At 42.6% G+C, this 23,593-nt stretch carries 17 protein-coding genes; 10 read left to right on the top strand and 7 right to left on the bottom strand.

Annotated elements, in window-relative coordinates; translation table 11 throughout:
- Window positions 1–4,155, bottom strand: a complete 4,155-nt coding sequence (locus ACEN82_RS05145) for a hybrid sensor histidine kinase/response regulator transcription factor (RefSeq protein ID WP_413319698.1) — start codon at window positions 4,153–4,155, stop codon at window positions 1–3.
- Between the two features lie 336 nt (window positions 4,156–4,491).
- Here ACEN82_RS05145 and ACEN82_RS05140 point away from each other — a divergent pair, with 336 nt between their 5' ends.
- From ACEN82_RS05140 to ACEN82_RS05115, 6 genes are all read left to right on the top strand, one after another.
- Window positions 4,492–5,379: a helix-turn-helix domain-containing protein gene (locus ACEN82_RS05140; RefSeq protein WP_413319696.1), complete on the top strand. Its 888-nt coding sequence runs from the start codon at window positions 4,492–4,494 to the stop codon at window positions 5,377–5,379.
- A gap of 483 nt (window positions 5,380–5,862) precedes the next feature.
- Window positions 5,863–7,503 carry an alpha-L-fucosidase gene (locus ACEN82_RS05135; protein WP_413319694.1) on the top strand — a complete coding sequence of 547 codons (1,641 nt, stop codon included), beginning with the start codon at window positions 5,863–5,865 and terminating at the stop codon, window positions 7,501–7,503.
- 5 nt (window positions 7,504–7,508) lie between these two features.
- The gene (locus tag ACEN82_RS05130; protein ID WP_413319692.1) at window positions 7,509–9,461 is read left to right on the top strand and encodes a glycoside hydrolase family 97 protein; all 1,953 of its coding nucleotides are present in this window, start codon (window positions 7,509–7,511) and stop codon (window positions 9,459–9,461) included.
- Window positions 9,462–9,514: 53 nt separating this feature from the next.
- Window positions 9,515–10,780, top strand: a complete 1,266-nt coding sequence (fucP, locus tag ACEN82_RS05125) for an L-fucose:H+ symporter permease (protein WP_413319690.1) — start codon at window positions 9,515–9,517, stop codon at window positions 10,778–10,780.
- A 17-nt stretch (window positions 10,781–10,797) separates the two neighbouring features.
- Window positions 10,798–11,814, top strand: coding sequence for an aldo/keto reductase (locus tag ACEN82_RS05120; RefSeq protein ID WP_413319688.1), 1,017 nt, complete (start codon window positions 10,798–10,800; stop codon window positions 11,812–11,814).
- A 15-nt stretch (window positions 11,815–11,829) separates the two neighbouring features.
- On the top strand, window positions 11,830–12,165 hold the full coding sequence (locus tag ACEN82_RS05115) for an L-rhamnose mutarotase (RefSeq protein ID WP_090533212.1): 336 nt from the start codon (window positions 11,830–11,832) through the stop codon (window positions 12,163–12,165).
- A gap of 241 nt (window positions 12,166–12,406) precedes the next feature.
- Here the strand turns inward: ACEN82_RS05115 and ACEN82_RS05110 are convergent, their stop codons facing one another.
- On the bottom strand, window positions 12,407–13,384 hold the full coding sequence (locus ACEN82_RS05110; RefSeq protein ID WP_413319686.1) for a glycoside hydrolase family 43 protein: 978 nt from the start codon (window positions 13,382–13,384) through the stop codon (window positions 12,407–12,409).
- A 194-nt stretch (window positions 13,385–13,578) separates the two neighbouring features.
- Between ACEN82_RS05110 and ACEN82_RS05105 the strand changes: the two genes are divergently transcribed.
- The 4 genes from ACEN82_RS05105 to hemN all read left to right on the top strand — a co-directional run bounded on the left by ACEN82_RS05105 (window position 13,579) and on the right by hemN (window position 18,308).
- Complete coding sequence (locus tag ACEN82_RS05105) at window positions 13,579–14,766, top strand: PAS domain-containing sensor histidine kinase (protein WP_413319756.1); 1,188 nt, start codon at window positions 13,579–13,581, stop codon at window positions 14,764–14,766.
- A complete protein-coding gene (locus tag ACEN82_RS05100; RefSeq protein WP_413319684.1) occupies window positions 14,763–15,815 on the top strand; it encodes a response regulator in 1,053 nt (350 codons plus the stop codon). Before ACEN82_RS05105 ends, ACEN82_RS05100 begins: the two co-directional genes overlap by 4 nt.
- A gap of 82 nt (window positions 15,816–15,897) precedes the next feature.
- Window positions 15,898–16,935: a 2-hydroxyacid dehydrogenase gene (locus ACEN82_RS05095; RefSeq protein WP_413319682.1), complete on the top strand. Its 1,038-nt coding sequence runs from the start codon at window positions 15,898–15,900 to the stop codon at window positions 16,933–16,935.
- A 5-nt stretch (window positions 16,936–16,940) separates the two neighbouring features.
- Window positions 16,941–18,308, top strand: coding sequence for an oxygen-independent coproporphyrinogen III oxidase (gene hemN / locus ACEN82_RS05090; protein ID WP_413319680.1), 1,368 nt, complete (start codon window positions 16,941–16,943; stop codon window positions 18,306–18,308).
- A gap of 65 nt (window positions 18,309–18,373) precedes the next feature.
- Here the strand turns inward: hemN and ACEN82_RS05085 are convergent, their stop codons facing one another.
- From ACEN82_RS05085 to ACEN82_RS05065, 5 genes are all read right to left on the bottom strand, one after another.
- Window positions 18,374–20,149, bottom strand: coding sequence for a hypothetical protein (locus tag ACEN82_RS05085; RefSeq protein WP_413319678.1), 1,776 nt, complete (start codon window positions 20,147–20,149; stop codon window positions 18,374–18,376).
- 61 nt (window positions 20,150–20,210) lie between these two features.
- On the bottom strand, window positions 20,211–20,897 hold the full coding sequence (locus ACEN82_RS05080) for a sulfite exporter TauE/SafE family protein (RefSeq protein WP_413319676.1): 687 nt from the start codon (window positions 20,895–20,897) through the stop codon (window positions 20,211–20,213).
- A complete protein-coding gene (locus ACEN82_RS05075; protein ID WP_413319674.1) occupies window positions 20,894–21,313 on the bottom strand; it encodes a FixH family protein in 420 nt (139 codons plus the stop codon). The genes ACEN82_RS05080 and ACEN82_RS05075 overlap by 4 nt, the downstream gene beginning before the upstream one ends.
- Before the next feature lie 4 nt (window positions 21,314–21,317).
- The gene (gene ccoG, locus ACEN82_RS05070; RefSeq protein ID WP_413319672.1) at window positions 21,318–22,691 is read right to left on the bottom strand and encodes a cytochrome c oxidase accessory protein CcoG; all 1,374 of its coding nucleotides are present in this window, start codon (window positions 22,689–22,691) and stop codon (window positions 21,318–21,320) included.
- 5 nt (window positions 22,692–22,696) lie between these two features.
- Window positions 22,697–23,569, bottom strand: coding sequence for a cbb3-type cytochrome c oxidase N-terminal domain-containing protein (locus ACEN82_RS05065; RefSeq protein ID WP_413319670.1), 873 nt, complete (start codon window positions 23,567–23,569; stop codon window positions 22,697–22,699).
- Window positions 23,570–23,593 lie beyond the last annotated feature (24 nt).

The following is a 23,593-nucleotide window of genomic DNA, read 5'->3' as shown; positions in this document are numbered from 1 at the left end:
TTATTTGTTCTTATTGCTGACGTACGCAGAAGGGAGACAATTAAATTCGGCCTTGAAGCATCGTACGAAATACTTTTGGCTTTTAAAGCCTACTTTGTAGGAGATCTGTGATATAGTTAACTGTGAATTCTCAAGCAACTGTGCTGCACGTTTGAGGCGGATGGTGCGGATCAGATCTACGGGAGATTTTCCTGTTAAAGTCAGCGATCTTTTATACAGGGTTACGCGGCTCACACATAATTCGCTGCTCAATTCCTCTACCGAGAATTCGGCGTTGTCAATGTTTTTTTCGATTATTTGTACCGTTTTTTTTATAAACGATTCATCAAGTGATTCGGTTTCTACCTCAGTTGGTTTAACATCAAGCTGCTTTTGATAAGTTTTACGCATATCTTGTTGCATGGCCAGTATGTTCTTTAATTTAGAAGTCAGGATTTCGAAATTGAAAGGCTTGGTCAGGTAATCATTGGCACCCGTTTCAAGTCCCTGCAATTGCTGTTCTTCATCTGTAACAGCAGTAAGCAACACAACTGGTATATGTGATGTACGTTTATCGTTTCGTATTTTCCGGCATAAATCAATGCCATTCATCTCAGGCATGCTGATATCGCTAACTACCAGGTTGGGATGAAGGGCCAGGGTTTTTTGCCACCCTTCCTTTCCATTAGCAGCCTCGATAATGTTGAAAGTATCATTTAAATTGTCTTTCAAATAAAAACGGAAATCCTCATTATCTTCAACCAGTAAAACAGAAAGCTTCTTAATTGAATTGCCGCCCCCCGCCTGTACCCAATCGGGGTTTTCGGATACTGTTGTCCGGTGAAAATCAGGTTCATTTATTGATACTTCTTCTTCTGTAGCTAAATCAACCGGCAAAAGTATGGTAAAATAACTGCCCTGGCCAGGTTCGCTTTGAACTGATATTTCACCGTTGTGCAGCTTTACAAATTCTTTGGTTATCGACAGCCCTATCCCACTACCCTGGTTAACCATAGAACCCGGCACCTCGTTTTGAAAGAAGCGTTCAAAAATCCTGTCCTGCTTATCTAACGGAATACCAATACCCGTATCAATAACCTTTATCTCAAGCTGTTGCTTTCCGGAGTCCTTTTCGAGTATCGCCAATAAAACGCTTATATGCCCGCCATCAGGTGTAAACTTAAAAGCATTAGAAAGCAGGTTGAAGATGATGCGTTCGATTTTATCGTGGTCAAAGTTGACAATCAGGTTTTGAATTTCCGAATCGAATACCAGCCTGATATGTTTTTTTTCAGCAACATCCGAGAACGAATAAACCATTTCCTTAATAAAATTGATAATATCTCCACTCCGTGCATGCAACCTAAGTTCCTGCACCTCCATTTTCCTGAAATCAAGCAACTGGTTTACCATATTTAGTAAACGCTTGGCATTGCGGTTAATTAATTGAAGCTGATTTCTCTGCTCTTCGGCCTCGGTTTGCTTTAATATCTTATCAACGGGTGCCATGATCAATGATAAGGGGGTCCTGAACTCATGGCTTACATTGGTGAAGAACTTAATTTTCATCATATCAAGTTCATGCATACGCCTGGCCTCCTGCCGCTCATTTTCAATTAACAATTTAGCCTCGCGTTTCTCCTTTTCGATTTCAAACTGCCTTCTTATTTTTTGAATTCCGCGCCGGCGCATGAAAAATAGAATCCCAAATAAAAGTAATATATAAATAAAATAAGCTATTGTCGATTTCCAGAACGGGGGCAATACCTTAATTTTTAATGTGATATAATCAGGGTCCCACCGCCCTTCCTGGCTAATCGCCCGTACTTTAAAAGTATAATCGCCGCCATCAAGGTTGGTGTAGGTCGCTTTTCGCGTAGCATTATCGGCATCAATCCAATCCTTATCAAAGCCTTCCAACATATACTGATGTTTTACTTTGTTGGGATTAAAGAAATTAAGCGCGGCAAATTCAATGGTAAATACATTTTCGCTGTGTGTCAGTGTCAGCTCGCGGGTTGCCGAGATAGCTTTTGACAATACCACATGTCCGTTAACTTCGTCATTGGCTTTGATACTTTTGTTATACAGCAAAAAATCAGTAAAAGTTAGTTTAGGCTTGTTGGTATTAGCATGTATGGCTAACGGGTCGAAAATATTGAAACCATGCCCGCCGCCAAATATGAGTTCGCCCTTGCGGGTTTTGAGCCCTGCCTGGTCATTAAATTCCCTGCCTTGTAAACCATCCGTTTCATCAAAATTCTCAAACCTAAAAGCGTAAGGAGCCTTTTGGGCGATAAGCGTTACCCTGCTTAAACCATTAGCAGTACTAAACCACATTCTTCCTTTGCTATCTTCCAGTATTTGCAATATGGCATTATCTGGTAATCCGTTTCGCTTTGTTAACGATGTGAACTTGTTGGTTTCGGGGTTAAGTATGCTTAATCCGTAGCGTGTAGCTATCCAGATCAAGCCGCGTCCGTCCTGGTTAATGCAATTGATTGTATTACTGATTAAACTGTTAGGATCATCTTTATTTATACTGTAATGAATAAACCTGCCTGTATTTTTTAAAATCACATCAATACCAAAGTATCCTCCAACCCAAATATTGCCTTTGCGGTCTTCAAACAGAGCAGAAACGTAAAGACACCTGATATCTGTTTGTTTAAAGGGAGGGGAAAATTTCTTTTTTTCTCTGTCAAATATCTGGAGCCCGGCTGCAAATGTCCCTATCCATAACTTATGCGATGAATCTTCGAAAATACTCATCACCCGGTTATCGGCAAGGCTCCCGGCTATCTTATCGTCATGTTTATAGTGGGTAAACGTTTTTCCGTCAAAGCAGTCCAGGCCGCCAAAATATGTCCCTATCCACAATTTTTGATCATGATCGATACATAAACTGACAATAATATCATTGCTGAGACTGTTTGCATTTTCTGGTTCATACTTATATTGCTTAAAACTGCCGGTTTCACGGTTAAAATAAATTAAGCCTCCCCCGTTTGTACCAATCCAAATGTTCCCATTTTCATCTTCAACAAACTTGTTAGCATCTTCGAAACCCAAACTTTTAGGGTCTGAAGCGAAGTGCCTGTACAATGGGAACCGGATAATATTTTTGTGATAATAGCTTACACCTTCTTTAAAGGTGCCTGCCCACATAATACCCGAATCGTCTTTATAAAGGTTGATAACGCTGTTTTGACTTAATGATTTGGCATCATCTTCCCTGTTCAATAAATAGGTAAATGTAAAAGTTTTTTTATCTAACAAATTTATACCGCCGTGGTCGGTTGCTATCCATATCAGGCCGTCGTCGGCCTGGATAATGTTGCTGATGATATTAGATTTTAATTTGAGCCCCGAAGGTTCGTTAGCGATAGGCCTGAACGCCCTACTTGAGGGACTGTAATAATAAGCGTTGGCGTAAAAACCAGGTGTATAAAACCATAAATCATTGTCCTTATCCACAGTAATAGCGTAATAAGCATCTCTGTTATTAACGGCTTTATTAAATACCTCGGAATGATAAGTAATTTTGTTTTGTTTGATATCGAACATCTCAACGATGCCGTTACGGTACACCACCCAAACATTGCCGGTTGCATCCAGTGTTATATCTGAGATAAAATTTGAATACAATGACGCGCCTGAACGGTGATGATAATACCGACGGGTTGTTTTGTTTATTTCATTATGCCTGTACAGACCGGAATCCGGGCACAAAAGCCAAAACTCGCCCTTACCACCGTGAATTATTTTAGATACGTTAGGATATCCAGGAACTTTTAACGAGCGTGTCATTACCGACATATCACTATCAAACTGTTCCGTTTCCGGATCATAAAAACAGTATCCTCCGCGGGTTGACACCCATAATTTTTTGCCAGGTCCTTCAAAAATACCGCTTACAAAATCATCATTCAGCGACTTTTTGTTATTAGCGTCATGCTTGAATATTTTAAAACTGTAGCCATCATAACGGTTAAGCCCTGATGCAGTTCCGAACCACATAAAACCTTCGGAGTCTTTATAAATGCAGTTTACCTGGTTGTGCGATAAGCCATTACTTCGGTTTAACTGCGAAAACTGATATTTGCCATTTTGTGCAAAAGCGACACGCAGCGTCAATAGTAAAACAAGTGCGCTTATGGATAATTTATATCTCATAGCTTAGGGATAGGGTACTCATAAAGTTCGATCAATAGATTAGACTATCTTCACAAAAACAAGTCTTTTTTTAATATGGCTTTAGTAAATATCCTATTTTGAATGTATAAATCCAAAAATACCCGATTATGAGGGTACTTTCAAATTTCCACCAACCGTTAAAAAGGAAAGCCCATTCTTTTACCGCTTATATTGGTTAATTCAAACCTACAGTAAATAAGCAATCAAAATTTGATCGAAATGGACTTTTTTTTGTGGAAAACCGACTTCATAATATATTTAAACCACTTATATACATTCAGGTGTGTCAATTCAATTTGCATATTTGTAGTTCAGATGATTAAACGGAATTTAAAACATACTTTCTCACTCCTTAACGTCGATTACGTAAGGCTCAACTCCAAATGGAATTACAGGAATGTGATCAGCCCTTACTATCGCATTTATTATATAGATGGTGGAGAAGGTGAAATTTCAGATGCAGCCAGTTCGCTAAAACTTGAACCGGGTTATTTGTACATCGTTCCAAGCTTCACCCTATGTAATTTAAGCTGCAACGATTATATGGGCCAGTTTTTTGTACAGTTTTTTGAAGATTCGATAGATGGAAGTTCGCTTTTTGCTAATCACAGGGTTGTATTGAAAACAATGGCCACCGAAATGGATATCAATCTTTTTAACAGGCTGCTTGAAATTAACCCGGGGAGAGGAATTAACCGGTCAGACAATCCTAAGGTGTATGAAAAAGATATCTACTATAAGGAATATCAGGAACTTAATAATCAACAAAACATTTCCGTGTACCTGGAAACCCAAGGTATCCTGATGATGTTAACTGCAAAATTCCTTAACCCACAATTATTTAAACATCCGGAACATAAATCTATACCCGTTAAAATTGCGGAAACCTTAAATTATATCCTTGTTAATTTACACATGGATCTAACTGTGAACCTGCTGGCTTCCCGGGCAAATCAAAATGTCGATTACTTTTCAAGGCAATTTAAGCAGCACACAGGAACCAGGCCGTTGAATTATATAAATGAAAAACGAATTGAACGTGCACAATATCTGATGGCAACAAGCAGAATGGCTTACTCAGAGATCTGCACACAAACCGGGTTTGATAACCTTTCTTATTTTTCCAAAACATTCAAAAAGCTAACCGGTATGTCGCCCAGTGAATATAAAAAACAGATGTACGAGGTTGGCTTCAATCATTAGTATTCATACTTGCTTATCATTATCGCTTTTTTTCACCAATAATGCAACAGCCCGAGAATAGCATGGTCTGAAACAACCAATGATTTCATTTTTACAATCCCGCTCTTAAATCTTCTTTCACTACGCATCCTGATATGGCGTAAACAAACGCTTTATTTCCATTACTTAGTAATTCTCAATAAATAAGCTATTTATAGTCAAACCTGAAAGACAATATGTTTTAAGTAGTATCCGATCCTTTCATCAATCTCAACTTCAATCGTAATATCAACCACTCAAAAAGTCGGGTTTGTATAAAAAAAAGTCCCATTAGGTCAACTATTTGAATATTATTTCAAAGAAATTTGATTGATGATCAATTTAACGTGAATTGCTCATCAACCAATTATAGATAATGACATATAGAAATTTACTTAAAGGCCTGGCTAATTGTTTGCATAGCTAATCCAGATAGATATTTTTTCAAAACTTCCAAACTCAATTATGAAAAGAAGAACATTAATAAAAGGCGTGGCCACGGGACTCTCATCTCTGTATCTGTCAAGGGTATTTGGTAGCAGTTTGCTGCAAACAAACACTGAAACTATTTCTGGGCCGTTTAAACCAAATTGGGATTCATTGACTCAGTACCAGGTGCCGGACTGGTTTCGCGACGCAAAGTTTGGGATGTGGGCGCATTGGGGCCCACAATGCCAGCCGGAACGTGGCGACTGGTATGCACGCGGCATGTACCAGGAAGGCAGCGACCAGTATAAATATCATGTTCAAAAATATGGGCATCCTTCCAAATTTGGTTTTAAAGACGTTATTAACGAATGGAAAGCCGAAAATTGGAACCCTGATGAATTGGTTGGCCTATATAAAAAAGCCGGCGCCAAATATTTTATGGCACTGGCCAATCACCATGATAATTTTGACCTTTATGACAGCAAATACCAAAGCTGGAACTCTACTAAACTTGGCCCTAAAAAAGACCTGATAGGCGGCTGGGCCAAAGCAGCTAAAGAGCATGGTTTGCCTTTTGGCGTAACCGTACACGCTTCCCACCCCTGGACCTGGTATGAGGTTGCCCAACGTGCGGATAAAACCGGCCCGTTGGCAGGCGTACCTTATGACGGCAAACTTACCAAAGCTGATGGCGCAGGTAAATGGTGGAGTGGCTACGACCCACAGGAATTATATGCACAAAACCATCCTTTAAGTAAGGATAGCCTTGATGACAACAGTATGGGCAGTCACTGGGACTGGGGCAACGGAGCAAGCGTGCCCAGCAAAGCTTATTGTGATAAGTTTTTGAACCGCACCATTGAACTGATAGATAAATACGGCCCGGAACTAATTTATTTTGATGATACAGCCTTGCCACTATGGCCGGTAAGCGACGCCGGTTTAAAAATAGCTGCCCATATGTACAATACCAGTATTAAAAAGCATGGAAAACTACAGGCCGCGCTGTTTGCTAAAGTATTGAATGAGCAGCAGCGTAAATGCATGATATGGGATATAGAACGTGGCCAAAGTAACCAGATAGAACCTTTACCATGGCAAACCGATACCTGTATTGGCGGTTGGCATTATGATCGGCGCATATTTGATAATAAGGGCTACAAAAGTGCCAAAACAGTGGTACATACCCTGGTTGATATTGTAAGTAAAAACGGTAACCTGCTTTTAAATGTCCCATTACGGGGAGACGGAAGTATCGACAGCGAAGAACGAACTGTTGTTGAGGGAATAGGAGCCTGGATGCAGGTTAACAGCGAGGCAATTTATGGCACCCGCCCATGGAAAGTGTTTGGAGAGGGGCCCGCAACAGATTCAGCGGCCCCAATTAGCGCGCAGGGCTTTAATGAAGGCAAAGGCAAACCATTCGGAGCCGAAGACATCCGGTTTACCGTAAAAGGCAAAACCCTTTACGCGACCATGCTGGGTTGGCCAATCGGTAATGAAGCCGTGATTAAAAAGTTAGCAAAAAATAATGAAACAGGCAATGTAAGCAGTGTAAGCTTGCTCGGAAACGGCAAGTTGAGTTTTGAGCAGACTGAGACCGGTCTTAAAGTAAAATTGCCTGAGCAGGCACCCGGTAAAGATGCGTTTGTTTTAAAAATAGAAGGAGCTGTTTAATTTATATGATGAACCTGAAAACTTGTTACACCCTGATCACTGCCGTTTCACTGGCAGGTCCTTCTTTGGCGCAAACTTTTAAGCTGGTATCGCCGGATAAAAAAAACATTGTGGAAATAAACAATACCAGCAACCTGCAATATACCGTTTCCAGCAACGGTTTAACAATCGTCCATTCTTCATCACTCGGTTTCGAGTTTAAAGATGAACCGGCTATTGGAACCGGCATGGCCGTAACCAGCCATGTGGAGCATGCTGTTAATCAAACCTGGGCGCCAATAGTAAAAGCTAAACACAGCATTGTAACCGACCATTACAATGAACTGGAATTATCACTGGTAGAAAAATCGGCACCAATGCGCCGCATGAACATATGGTTCAGGGCTTATAACGATGGCGTTGCATTTCGCTATCAGTTGTTCGGAGCTGATAAAATTGGCGACCGACAAATTGTAAAGGAACTCACCACCTTTAACTTACCGGCAAAAGCAAAAACCTGGGTTGCAGACTATGGCAGTTATACATCTTCCCAGGAAACCGAATTTCAACCGAAAAACCTAAACCATATCACAGAAAAAACAATTGCAGGCTTACCCCTGCTTGTTGAATTAGATGAGCATCATTATGCGGCTTTTACTGAAGCCAATATTGATAACTATCCGGGATTTTATATAGGATCCTCAAAAACTGACACTGGTGCTACCGACAAAATCAGCCTGATCACCAAGCTATCGCCCCTGCCCGGTGAAAATGAGAACGGTGTTAAAGCACGCTTCACTAATAATTTGCTTACGCCCTGGCGTGTAGTGATGCTGGCAAGTTCGCCCGGTAAACTGATTGAATCGGAACTGATACAAAACCTAAATCCGCCTAACGTATTAAAAGATCCCAGCTGGATCAAACCAGGCATGAGCGCCTGGGATAACTGGTGGAGCGGAGACGTAAAAGTAGACATGCCGACCATCAAAAAGTATATAGACCTGGCATCGAAAGAGCGTTGGCCATACATGCTTATCGACTGGCAATGGTATGGGCCATTTAACAAACCTGAAGCAGATATTACAAAAGTGGCCCCGCAATTAAATATGCCCGAGATTTTAGCCTATGCTAAAGCCAAAAAGGTTAAATGCTGGCTTTGGTTATATAGCTCGGATGTTAACCGGAATGACAATTTTGAAAAAGCGTTTCCGATTTACGAAAAATGGGGCATTGCAGGCATAAAAATTGACTTCATGGACCGCGATGATCAGCAAATGGTGAACTGGTACCGTCGTATCATCCAAACGGCTGCAAAATATCATTTGATGGTTGATTTTCATGGTGCATTTAAACCCGACGGCATCGAGCGGACCTATCCCAACATGGTAACCCGCGAAGGAGTTTTAGGTGAAGAATATTCCAAATTTTCGACCAGGATAACAGCCGGGCATAATACCACATTGCCATTCACCCGTATGTTGGCCGGGCCAATGGATTATACTCCCGGCGGATTCCTGAATGTAAAGAAAAGCGATTTCAGAAAGGGAAGCCCTACCCAGGTAATGAACAGCCGTTGCGCCGAGCTGGCAAAGTTCGTGATCTACGAAAGTCCGTTTATGGTTTATTGCGATGCGCCTGAAAACATTTTGGGCAAGCCCGGAGCCGATTTTTTAAACAATATGCCAACCGTTTGGGATGATACAAAGGTGCTTGGCGGTTACCCGGGCCAATATGTCATTATTGCCAAAAGAAGCGGGAAAGACTGGTATATCGGCGCGATGACAAACGATTTTGAAAGAACTGTACAATTGAAAATGGATTTTTTACCGGCGGGTAACTACACGTTATCATCATGGGGCGACGTGTTATCATCTCCTCAAGACCTAATCCGGTCTGAAAAAAAGATATCGGCTAATTCGGTGATCAACGTCCATATGGATACAGCAGGCGGATGGGCAGCTAAAATAACTGCCCAGTAATTAATTGAGAACCTTTAATCCGGCATACAAAAGTTTAATACAATGATCAGATCATGACAAAGAATAAAACTCTTTTTCCATTTATATTAATAACCAGCCTATTCTTTCTGTGGGGGTTTGCACATAACCTCGACCCGATATTGATACCTCACTTAAAGAAGTCGTTCACGCTTACCACAGTGCAGGCAACTCTGGTGGATTCCGCGGTATTTATTGCCTATTTTTTGATGGCTTTACCGGCAGGTTTCATCATGAAAAAATACGGTTACAAAACAGGTATTATCACAGGGCTGCTAATTTTCGCGTTTGGTTCCTATTTATTTATACCGGCAGCTAATACACAGCAGTACACATTTTTCCTTGTAGCTTTGTTTATCATTGCCTGCGGGTTAACCATCTTAGAAACTGCTGCCAATCCATATGCTTCTTCATTAGGAGATCCCGCAACTTCTACACAAAGGCTTAACTTTGCGCAATCATTTAACGGGCTGGCTGCCACCCTCGCGCCTATAATTGGCGGGCGTATTATACTGACAAAAGGTTATACCCAGGCACAATTAAGCGCAATGACAGAACAGGGCCGTAAACTGGCGCTGGCCGCCGAAGCTTCATCAGTAAAAACACCCTATTTTATATTAGGCAGTGTGTTGGTGTTTATTGCCATACTTTTTGCGTTTACACGGCTGCCAAGAATCCAGCAGCATGAAGGACATACAGCCAGCAAAAACATTTTCCATGCCCTGAAGCACCGTCATTTGGCCTGGGGTGTGGCTGCCCAGTTCTTCTATGTTGGCGCGCAAGTTTGTGTATTTAGTTTGTTTATTCTTTATGCCACGAAATCTGCCGGACTTACGGAGGTGCAAACGACCTACTATCTTGGTTTGTGCGGCGCTGCATTCCTGATAGGCAGGTTTATTGGTACTTTCCTGATGAGGTATTACAGCTCGGCTGTTTTACTTGCAGTTTATGCGGGTATCAATATTTTGCTATCCGCATTCGCCATTTTTGGTCATGGCATGATCACGGTTTACACCGTAATTGGGATCTGTTTCTTCATGTCCATTATGTTTCCAACCATTTTTGCCCTGGGTATAAAAGATCTGAAGGCTGATACAGAATTTGGCAGCAGCCTGATCATTATGTCTATCGTTGGTGGGGCTGTATTACCAAGGGCCTTTGGTTACATAAGCGATGTAACCGGCAATATTCAATATGGCTATGTAGTGCCGTTAGTATGTTTTGCGGTGGTGGCCCTTTTCGGATTGAAAGGCCATCGTGTAAAAGTACCTGAAAGTGTACCGGTTTCAGCCATCCTTTAAAATAATCCATTTTCAATATGCAAGAAATCAATCTGCCAAAAATAATTTTTGGAACCAGTGGATTAGGAAATTTATATGTAGCACTTCCAGACGATGTTAAATGTGCTATTGTTGCCGAAAGTATCAGGCATTCTCCTAAACCGGCTGTATTTGACTCAGCGGGTAAATACGGCGCGGGGCTCGCGCTCGAATCATTGGGAAGGGCTTTGGAACAATTAAATGTCTCCTCATCGGAGGTACTGATCAGTAATAAATTGGGCTGGCTGCGTACGGAGTTAAAAAGTCCCGAACCTACTTTTGAACCGGGTGTTTGGCGCGACCTGAAATATGACGCCGTTCAGCGAATAAGTTATGAGGGGATCCTGGAATGTTATGAACAGGGAAATGAGTTGCTGGGCAATTATCGTGCACAACTGGTATCTGTACATGATCCCGATGAATACCTTAATGCAGCAAAAGATAAACAGGAACAAGCACAACGCTACCGGGACATATTGGAAGCCTACCGTGCGCTGAACGAATTAAAACGAAATGGCAAAGTAAAAGGTATTGGTGTAGGTTCGAAAGACTGGCGGATCATCAAAATGATAACGCAGGATGTAAAATTGGATTGGGTAATGATCGCCAATAGCATGACGATTCATAGCCATCCGCCAGAATTAATTGAATTTATGCAGGAGCTTGAAAAGCAAGGAACTTTGATCATTAATTCCGCCGTTTTTAACGGCGGCTTTTTAACCGGGTCTGATTATTATAACTATCGGTTAACTGATCCGGTAAAAGACAAGCATTTACATCGTTGGCGAGAGTTGTTTTATCGCTTATGTGCAGATCATAAAATAAAACCGGCCGATGCATGCGTGGCTTTTGGGTTAAATGGGCCAGGCGTTAAAAGTATCGCCCTGAATACCACAAATCCCGACAGGGTTTCACAAAATGTTTCGCTGGCTTCATTAAAGATCCCAACACAATTTTGGAAAGAAATGAAAGAATATGGCTTAGTTGACGAATCATACGCTTCCGCTTATCTGTAAAAATTAAATATCACTATGAAAAGATACTGTTTGGCCCTCGATTTAAAGGATGATCCGCAATTGATAGCGGAATATGAACATTGGCATAAGGCTGAAAATAGCTGGCCGGAAATACGCAAAAGCATACTGGACGCGGAAATTCTTGATATGCAGATCTATCGCACGGGAAACCGGTTGTTTATGATCATGGAAACGAGCGACCATTTTGAGTCGAAGAAAAAAGAAGAAATGGACGCGCTAAATCCTAAAGTACAGGAATGGGAGCAACTCATGTGGCTATTTCAACAACCCCTCCCCTGGGCAAAAGAAGGAGAAAAATGGGTGATCATGAAACAGATTTTTAAACTTTAAGAACGGGTGATACAGATAATATTGCGAAGAAACAGGGCTGAACGATTCATTGCGCAACGCTCAATCATCAATATAAGATACTGATTTTTAATAAATTAAAAACATAACACAACTCCCGATTACTGGCATACAACGGGAAAGACACAAATCATAGCGGCCTTTCCCGTTTTCAGCTATTGGGTTATTTAGTGTTTATGACTTTCGGCTAAGGGCTAAACACCAATTTATCGTCAGCACCACATCAGTTAATTATTTTCACTTCGCCGTTGATTACCTCGAATGGTATCCACAAATAACCGGATTTCTCCAGGTCAAGTTTGTTCCACAAATCTCCCATGAAGATAAAATTTGAAGGTTTTCCGTTTATCGGCAAAACATAATTTCCCTGTGCAAAGAATGTTTGTTCTGCATTAGCACCGCTGCAAGGGTTGCCTATCTCAGTCCACGGCCCCATTATACTATCAGCAGTTGCGTAAGATGCCGCATTGGGGCTCCAACCTGAGCATCCCGAAGTGATCAGGAAATATTTGCCGTTATTTTTGAAAAGTGCCGGGCTTTCGCGGTTTCTGTCGATCAGAATCCGGGTATAATGTTCCGTTGGCTTCAAATAATCATCTGTCAGCTGGCAAACATGCATAGTGTTGTTACCTTCGGACGAATAAGCAACGTAGGCTTTCCCATCGGTATCCTTAAAAAGTGTCATGTCACGCAGCATTTGGTTGTTTGGTTTGATACTGCCCAGGTATGTGTATGGCCCCCCGGGCGCATCGCTTACCGCGATACCGGCCTTTGAATCCTGGTAATCATTTCTATCATTATGAAACCACATCACAAATTTTTTGGTTTTCTCATTGTAAAGCACCTTGGGCCGTTCAATTACCCTGCCGGTATCCAAATCGTTTGACTGGTCACCTGTCACAGATCTTAATGCAGTTCCCAGATTTTTCCAATGTTTCAGATCCGTCGACGAATAACATGACACCCCGCCTGCAGGAACCCGGTAATCTTCCCAGCTTTGCCCGGGGACCAGCCAGGTTTTGCCTTTTTTAATTTCGCCAAACAGGTAATATACTTCATTATAATAAAGTACCCCTGCCCCATGAGCATTAATCTGATTTCCGTCAGTGTCCTTAAAGTCTCCGCCCGAAATCATGTTTTGCGACCGTGCCTCGTTATTGAAAAACATGGATAAGATCAGGATCAGTGCTGTATACTTCATATATTTTGTTTTCTATTTAACAGATCGAATAGCGTTTAAAAATAGGTAAAAAAAGGATGGTTGCTCTACACTCAACCATCCTTTTACTTTGTGCCTCACCATAAAAAGTGATTGTGATCACTTTTTATGGTGAGGCACATCATATTGAAGACTAAATCCATTCGTGATCTTTGTCATTAAACAAGGAAACGCTGATGGAGAATGCCGCGCTGCTAAAAGCAATTATTGAAAATGCCATAGACGGCATTATTACCATAAACAGCCACGGAATTATCGAATCTATCAATCCGGCAGCATGTAATCTGTTTCAATACAGCCCCGGCGAAGTAATTGGTAAAAATGTATCTGTTTTAATGCCGCTGCCCGATAAAGAGCTGCACGATGGTTATATAAACCGTTATCAAAACACAGGCAAGGCGCACATTATAGGTTTTGGCCGCGAAGTTAAGGGTTTAAAAAAAGATGGCTCGGTATTCCCTTTCCGCCTGGGGGTAAGTGAAGTACAGTTTTCAGGCCGAAAAATCTATACCGGTTTTATCCATGACCTAACACGCGAAAAGGAGGCAGAGGAAAGATTAAAGGACTATGCCAACCATTTGGAAGAGCTTGTTGAGGAGCGTACAATTTCTTTAAAGCATTCGGTAAGCGAATTGCTGCAGGCTAAAGAAGAAGTTAGCCTGTCATTAGAGAAAGAAAAAGAACTTGGACAGATGAAAAGCCGTTTTGTATCAATGGCCTCGCATGAATTCAGGACCCCTCTGAGCAGTATCCAGTTATCGGCCATTCTTGTTGAAAAATATGCGCAGGAGTTTAGCAATCCTAACATCAGCAAACACATCGCCAAAATAAAAACGTCGGTAGGTAACCTTACGGGTATCCTGAATGATTTTCTGTCGCTCGAAAAACTCGAAGCCGGCAAGGTCGAGCCCGTATTTACCGAATTTAACCTGGTAAAATTTGGCGAGGAAATAACAGAAGAAATGCAACTGGTAGCCAAACAAAACCAAAATATCATTTATCAGCATACCGGTACTACCAGTGTTTTTAAATTGGATCCCGCACTGTTAAAAAACTGCATCATTAACCTGATCAGCAACGCCATCAAATACTCGGGCGAAAATACCTTTATTGAATTTAACACGGAGGTAGCCAGCGATCAGTTGGTTGTTGTGGTTAAGGATAATGGTATAGGCATCCCTGAAAGTGACCAGAAGCACTTGTTTGAAGCATTTTTCAGGGCACACAATACCGGCAATATATCAGGTACTGGTCTCGGTCTTAATATAGTGGCGCGCTACGTTGGCCTAATCAACGGCACGGTGCAATTTGAAAGCAAAGTTAATTACGGAACATCATTCACGCTCACATTTTCGCAATCATGAAAAAAAGTATCCTCATTATTGAAGACAATACCGATATAAGGGAAAGCACCGCCGAAATACTGGAGCTTTCGGGCTACCTGGTATTGCAGGCCGGCAACGGCAAAATTGGTGTCGACTTAGCTATAAAGCATAAACCGGACCTTATTTTGTGCGATATCATGATGCCCGAACTTGACGGGTACGGCGTGTTATTCATGCTCAGCAAATCGCCCGAAACGGATAATATACCCTTTATATTTTTAACCGCAAAAGCCGAACGGGTAGACTTTAGAAAAGGCATGGAAATGGGTGCCGATGATTACCTTACCAAACCTTTTGACGATATAGAATTGCTTAATGCCATTGATAGCAGGTTGAGCAAAAAAGAAAAACAACAGGCATTTTTTAGCAGGTCGCTGCAAAAAATAGAGCACCTGGCCATCAATTCGCGCAACGGCGCTGCTGAGTTAAACGCACTGATAGCCAGTCGAAAAATAAGGCAGATAAGAAAAAAACAAGTATTGTTTTATGACGGGGATAGCCCGCAGGGAATTTACCTGGTGATGGAAGGCAGCATAAAAACATTTAAACTGGCCGAAGACGGCAGGGAACTGATGACCGGCTTATACAAAGCCGACGACTACCTTGGCGTACATGCCCTGCTGCTTGATGATGCTTACGGCGAAACTGCCGAAGCAACCGAAGACGCGGCCATATGCCTGCTGCCGAAAGATACCGTTTTAACTATGCTTGACCGATATCCCGACGTTGGCCGGCAATTTTTGAAAATACTGTCAAACAATATCAAAGAAAAGGAAGAACAGCTAATCGAGCTGGCCTACCATTCGGTAAGGAAACGGCTGGCGCAGGTATTGGTAAGACTGAACAAACAAAACGGGGAAAAACAGGAATTTAAAATATCAAGGGAAGAAATGGCTTCAATGGCTGGTATGGCTACCGAAACGGTAAGCCGTACGCTTTCTGATTTTAAAGAGGAAGGCCTGATAGAAAAGAAAGGTGCAACCATCAATATAACAGACCTTAACAAGCTGGTAAAAATGAGAAACTGATAAAGGTCATTTTTATCACTGACCGCGCTCATGGTTTTGATGGTGCTATCCCGGTAGTTTTGTTTAATATAAATGTGCATAGATGAAAGTTGTAGCTTACAGTATCAAGGCGTTCGAAAAGGAATTTTTGGCCAGAGCGAACCAAAAAAAACATGATATTACCCTTATCTCTAACCCGTTAAATTCTGAAACCGCGGTTTATGCCGAAGGTAAGGAAGCGGTGGTTGTTTTTACCAATGACGATGTATCTGCCTATGTTATCAACCAACTGGCCGATCTTGGCGTTAAATATATTGCTACCCGGTCGGTTGGTACAGATCATATCGATAAGGAAGCAGCAGCTTTGCGCAACATAAAACTGGCCAACGTACCTGAATACTCGCCGCAGGCTATTGCCGAACATACCGTTGCCATGGCACTTGCCCTGAACAGGCATTTAACCGAATCAAACGCCCATAGCCACCTGTTTGATTTCAGGCTGAATGGCCTCATGGGGTTTAATTTATACGGCAAAACAATTGGCATTATTGGCCTGGGGCGTACCGGGCAAGCGGTTGCCGCTATCTTTAACGGCTTTGGCTGTCGTGTTATTGGCTACGATCCGCTTGCCAAATCAAACTTGCCAGGAGTTGAACAAATGGCTATGAATGACCTGCTTGCTACCGCCGATATCATTTCATTACATGCCCCCCTCTGCCCTGAAAACTACCATATGATCAATAATGACACCCTTGCTTTGATGAAAGATGGAGTCATGCTCCTGAATACTTCGCGGGGAGGGTTAATTGATACTGAAGCGGCATTACAGGCCCTTGAAATCGGTAAAATAGGCTATTTAGGACTCGACGTTTATGAAAAAGAAAAAGGCCTCTTTTTTGAGCAGCATCAACATGATACCGATAAGGACCCATTGCTTGAAAAACTGATGACCTTTAAAAATGTCCTCATCACCCCCCATCAGGCTTTTTTAACCAGTGAGGCATTACAGCAAATTGCTAATCAAACCATAAAAAATCTTGATCAATGGCAGGCTAAAAAGTGCGTTGGAAATGCGTGTGTGTGTGCAAAAAACTGCAAAGCGACCGGTGAGCTATCAACGGTTGATACTACCAAAGCTTAATATTTATGAAAATCCCTCAGCACCTTATTGATAAATACAACGTTGCTGCTCCCCGTTATACCAGTTACCCTACAGTACCTTATTGGAACACTGAAAACTTCGACGAAGAGGAATGGCGAAAGTCAGTATCGCTTTCTTTTAAGGAGAGTAACGATCGTGACGGGATCAGCCTGTATATTCACCTGCCATTTTGCGAAAGTCTGTGTACTTATTGCGGTTGTAACACCCGCATCACCAAAAACCACCGGGTAGAAGAGCCATACATTAAAGCTGTTTTGATGGAATGGGCCATGTACCTCAATACCTTTGAAAGCAAACCCGTCATCAGGGAAATACACCTTGGGGGCGGCACACCTACATTTTTTAAACCCGAACACCTGGCCATACTGATCAATGGTATATTAAATTCATCAACTATCCATCCCCGGGCCGAGTTTAGCTTTGAGGCGCACCCGGCTAATACAACTGTTGATCATTTACAGGTTTTATACAATCTTGGCTTCAGGAGGATAAGCCTCGGCATTCAGGATTTTGATCCGAGGGTTCAGTTTATCATTAACCGGATCCAGAGTTTTGAACTGGTAAAACTGGTTACTCAGCAAGCCCGGCGGATCGGATATACATCCGTTAATTTCGATCTGATATATGGCCTCCCGCTTCAAACCATCAACGGGCTAAAGGATACCATTGCCCAGGTGGCGAAATTAATGCCCGATAGGATCGCTTTTTACAGTTATGCCCATGTACCCTGGATAAAACCAGGTCAGCGCCGTTTCACCGAAAATGACCTGCCCGACGCTAATGAAAAAAGGGCTTTGTATGAATGCGGGCGCGAATTATTCACAGCATTGGGCTATCATGAAATTGGTATGGACCATTTCGCCTTGTCCACTGATAGCCTTTACTTAGCCGAACAAAACGGTACGCTGCACCGTAATTTCATGGGTTACACCCATCAATATACCCAATTAATGATTGGTTTGGGCGTATCCTCCATAAGCGATAGCTGGTACGCCTTTGCCCAAAATGTAAAAAAAGTAGAGGAATACCTGCAATTGGTTAACGCAGGCCAGCTGCCGGTATTTAAAGGCCATATGCTTACAACAGATGATCTGAGCATTCGCAGGCATATTTTAAATATCATGTGTAACGGCAAAACCTGCTGGAACCTGCACACTGAAGCAAGTGAAGCTTTTTTAGAAGGACTGGACCGCATGCGCCAATTTGAACGGGACGGACTGGCTGAGCTAAATTCATGGTGCATTACTGTTACGCCCATGGGTAAACGCTTTTTACGCAACATATGTATGGCGCTTGATGCCCGCCTATGGGTCGACAAGCCTACTACGCAGTTATTCAGCATGACCGGATAAGGCTTTGACAAAACCAACTATCAGTTAAACAAAGAAACCGGGGATCGATTCCCGGTTTCTTTGTTTTAGATATTTAGCAATTGGAGTTTCTCTTCTGATGAAAGCAGATCCTTTAACATCCGCTCCAGGTAATCCTGGGTTTGGTTGCTTATTTGTGGGATCAATTCTTTATAGTATGTGATACCCTGCTGTAATTGGTCTTTAAATTTGAGCAGGTATTTTCCTTTCTTTTCGTTGAGGTTTGCTACATAGCCCGAAATGTCCTTTTTAAGATAATCGATATAAAGGTTTAGCTCATTGATAAACATATTAGGGCGGGTTGTTGCCTCAAGCAAGTTGATATGCCCATAGATATGGCTAACCATATCATCAAGCGTATAAACCCCTGAAAAGAAGGCGATATTTGGTCCGGGGCAAATGGTTACCGCCTTGTTTTCCCGAGCTTTCAGAATATCGTTTTTGATATAAGCAGATGCACAAAGCCCTTCGCATAAGCAAACCTTTTCGGTAACAGCATCTATTTGCTTTTGAATTTCAGCTGCCGGAAGCTCACTGTGTTTTAACTGCTTTATTTTCAAATGTTGGTACTCACGTGATGCTGTGCAAATGGGATGTTCGGTAAACTCGGTATTTGATACCAAATATTTTTTATTGCAGGGACTGCCCGGCCTGCCATTTGCTATCCTGCTAAGTCTTTGCTCTTCGCCCGAGCTTTTGCTGAAGTTATTGAACAGGATACCCAGCGGCGATGACGAGCTTACATAAAAATCATCATGGCCGGCGCCCGCCAATTGTTGCAGCGTATGTTCATCAACATTGGTGGCCTCTGGTACCAGCAGGAACGGACTGCCCCAACCGGTAGCATCCATCTGATAATGCTCCCGCAAAAAAACATCTTCCTGCATAGTGCCTATCCCACCCTGTACGCTGATCTTTTGTGCCGGACTGGCCTCTGTAAACCCCCTTTCGGCAAGTGCAGGTTGATAGAGGTCAAGCAGCTCGTGTATCATATTTTCCCTTTTCAGTTTAAACTCTTCCAGGATGGGCCCGAGCAGCAGGCCATCAGTAGCAAAAGCATGCCCTCCACAATTCAGGCCCGATTCAATCCTGAACTCTGATACCCACAGCCCCTTCTTTGCTAAAAACTTAGCCTGGATCAGCGCCGAACGAAAATCGCTCACCTTTAAAACGATCCGTTTACGAAGCTCGTTATTGCCATCTGGATAAAAACACTTAAAAGTTTCCAGGTAACTGTACAGCCTCGGGTTCATTCCCGCCGAAAGTACCACTGATGAATCCAGATCGCTTTCAGCAAAGCCTTTTAAAGCAGCAAGCGCGTCGGTATGAGTATCGCCGGTATAATTGCCGTCCGCATCAAAGTTCATTTTATCAACTTTGGCCATGATATTTACATCAATTACGCCTTTGTTCATTTTAGCACGCAAAAGATCTTGAAAGATCTGTTTACGTTCCCCCTCAGGATACTCGTTCATCAGTTCGTAACCCTGCTTTAAAGACGACGCCTCAGGTAGCAGGTTGAAGTAACGGTCGATGTCCATTCCCTGGTTAAATGGCATTTGTTTAAGTTCTTCAAACTGCTTATTTACCAACTCGTTTAATAAATTAAGATAGGCCGTAATCCGTTTTGAACGGCTGTCGGGCCCACTTTTTAAAATAGGCGTAAATGGCAAACCATTTTGAGTTGAATGATACTGCCGCATACGCTCAACGAGTTCATCATCAACAATTGAAACAACGGACGAGATACCGTACCGGGCCACTTTTAGCGGTGTATCAACAGAGTATCCCAAACCTAAAACAGGTATATGAAAGCTGTGCATATAATTAATTTAATATTATGTATTTAGAATAAACATGAGGCTCATCAATGTACCTATGGTGTTACTTACAAATAACGGTTCCGCTGGCCGATGGCGGACTCAGATAAGGAATATCAAGCGCGAGCCCGCGCAGTAAAAACCAGGCGCCAAGGCATAGCATAAAATAGGGAACCACCCTGTTCATCTTTCTTCGGATGCCCTGGTTAACAAATCCACTGCCAACAGTGACCGCCAGCATTAAAGGCAGGGTACCCAAACCAAACCAAACCATATATTGCACGGAAGCACCCACTGATGAAGTGTTTACCGCGCCTATGAGCGCCAGGTAAACAAAACCGCAGGGTAAAAAGCCGTTTAACAAGCCTATGGCCAAATGGCCGGCCCGGTGCTGTAACGCATAAGTAAGCAACGCATTAAAAGGCTTCAACAGCCAGTTGTCACTTCTTTTGTTACGAATTTTCAACTTCCACAATCTTGAACCGGCCGCCAACAGGATCAGTATCCCGCTAATGATGCTTACCCCCTGCTGCAAACCTGAAAGCCATAATTGCTTACCGATGAGCCCGGTTATTAACCCGAGGGTTGCGTAACTTATAGTACGCCCAAGGTTATATACCAACTTATCCCACAAGAGCAGCCAAAAGCTACTGTGGTTAATGGGGATAGCGAAGGCGAGCGGGCCGCACATTCCTATACAGTGAACACTACCGAACAAGCCTATAAAAAAAGCGATTTGACTGGGGCTCATGGTATAAATATTTCTTTGGTATACAGGTATTTTTTGCCGTTGTTTTCCCAATTAAAAACCAGTTGCCACCTACCTGGCTTTACATCAGTCAGAGGGATATTCACATTCCCCGCCAGGTTGCTCTGCAGATTGATATGTTTGTCCATTTTGCCGTAGTCCGGGCGCTTTAAATCTACTGCTCCCTTTACCGGGCCTGCAAACTTTACTAAAAGGATATTGTTATTAATGCTGATTGATGGCTGTGCTTTATCGTTAAGCACTTGCTTCTCTTTATCATAATCGGCATTAAACGCAAGCCCTTTTTCGTAATAATGCGGATCGACATCGTCGGGCTGCCTGAACATGGCAACGCCCATGGCTACAATGTAACTCATAAAAGCCAGCATGCCTATTACTATTCCTTTTCCCCAGTTCATATGCTTAATCATTTGTGGGTGCTATAAAATTTGTTTTAACAGATTGAACCACCTTGCCGCCAAGCAACAGGTTCAGTTTAATGGTAGTTTTGGCGGCATGTATTTTTGATGCAGGGAGCATGACAAAAAACACCGTTTTAGCCGATCCGCCCTTTGCAACCGGTCCGGGCGCCTGGATATAACTGATCTTAACAGCCGGATCATCCGCTCCTATCCGGATCACTTTATCCTGATTGGTTTTATTAATGATTTCGGCATTATAAATATTACTGATGTAGCCGCCCTGCTGTTGCTGATAAAGCATTCCCGCACTGCGCATAACGGTGATATCCATATCGCTCCGGCTGAAAATAAAATAACCAAGTACAGCTACCAGCACGGTTATTACCGCGGTATATCCCATCATGCGCCCGGTAAACGAGGGCTTTTCTTTCAGCCTGATCATATTTTCGGAGAAGTAGCCAATCAGGTTGCGGGGCTTTCCTATCTTGTCCATTACCTGGTCGCAGGCATCTATGCAGGCGGTACAGTTAATACATTCAATTTGAGTTCCTTTACGAATATCAATACCTGTAGGACAAACAGCAACGCACAGGCTACAATCAACGCAATCGCCTTTCAGGTTAAAGGGGTCCGCGTTACGGCTTAACTTGCCCCGTGGTTCGCCGCGCACATCGTCATAAGCTACTACTAAAGTATGCTCATCAATCAATACACTTTGTAAACGCCCGTAAGGGCATATCAATGTGCAAACCAGCTCACGTACCTGGCTGTAAATCAAATAAAATACAATAGTGAATACCCATATACTGATAAAACCAACCCAGTGGGCTGTAACAGGCTCAACAATAATTTTAACAAGGCTCTCGCTGCCGATGATATAAGCAAGGAAAGTGTTGGCGATCAGAAAGGAGACCAATACAAACAAAGCATGCTTGGCTGTTTTTTTGATAATTTTTTCCCGTGTCCAGGCACCGGCATCAAGCTTTTTACGCTTATTGGCATCCCCTTCTATCCAAATCTCTATCTTTCTGAAAACCATTTCCATAAATATGGTTTGCGGGCAGATCCATCCGCAGAAAATACGACCGAAAGCAATAGTAAATATTACCACGCAAACTAAAAAAACAAGTGAAGCCAGCATAAACAGAAAAATATCCTGCGGCCAAAACACCTGCCCCAGCAGTACAAATTGCCGGTCTATCACATTGAGCAGCAACAACGGCTGGCCATTGATTCGTAAAAACGGCCCAGCAAAAAAGAAAATGAGATAAAAATAGCTTAACCAGCTTCTCCATTTATAAAACCTGCCTTTACGTACCAGCGGATACATCCACTGTCTTTTCCCGTTTTCTTTTGCCGCCAGTAAGCCGTCCATAATTGTTATATTTTTGCTATCTTTTTGCCTTTTGCCGCAATGTCATCCACATCTTTTTCGCCCTGCGGTTCTTTAGGATTAGCCGGATTGCTGCCATGCAATGATTTTATATAGTTTGCCACATCCGAGATTTGCCTGGGCGATAACTGTTTCTCCCAGTTGGGCATTCCTTTGGCCAGTACGCCATATTTTATGGTTTTAAACACATCATTGATCTTACCACCATGCAGCCAGTAGTCATCGGTAAGGTTGGGGCCAACTACCCCTTGTGCGTGATCGCCGTGGCAGGGAACGCAGCTTTGTTTAAAGATCGCCTGTCCCGAAGCCAGTACAGCCTGATCGGTAACAAGTTTAACTGTGGTTTCGTCAACCCGGTTAGCGGCCTTGCTCAGGTATTCTTTTTTGGCAATATCTGCCTGGGCCATCTCTGTTTTATATTCATCATATTGCAACTGCCCAACACCAAATACATGATAAATGAGGATGTAACCAACTGCAAAAACAATGGTGATATAAAACAGGTAGCTGAACCAGCCAGGAATAGGATTATTAAGCTCCTGGATACCGTCATAATCATGTGCTATGATCAGCTCCTTTTCTTCAGACATCGGTCTTAGCGACAGTAATTTGTTCCAAACCTCTGTTTTAGGCTTTTTAACTTTTTTGGCGGGTTTCATCTCCGCTATGATCTGCTCTTCTGTATACCCCTGCGCCCGGAGCGTTATTTTTGTCAATATCCTAAGCGCCCTGAGCAATACCAGCATGGCTACAATAAACAACGCCAGCATGGCTATAATTGCTCCATACCCTATCTCGTTCATCAAATCGCCCGGTATCAGGCTGTCATCGGCGGCCATTGCCGGTTGTAACGGTATCATTAATACAAGTAAAATTAACAGGCG

Source organism: Mucilaginibacter sp. Mucisp73 (assembly GCF_059491465.1).
This window is presented reverse-complemented; position numbering and strand designations above follow the sequence as displayed.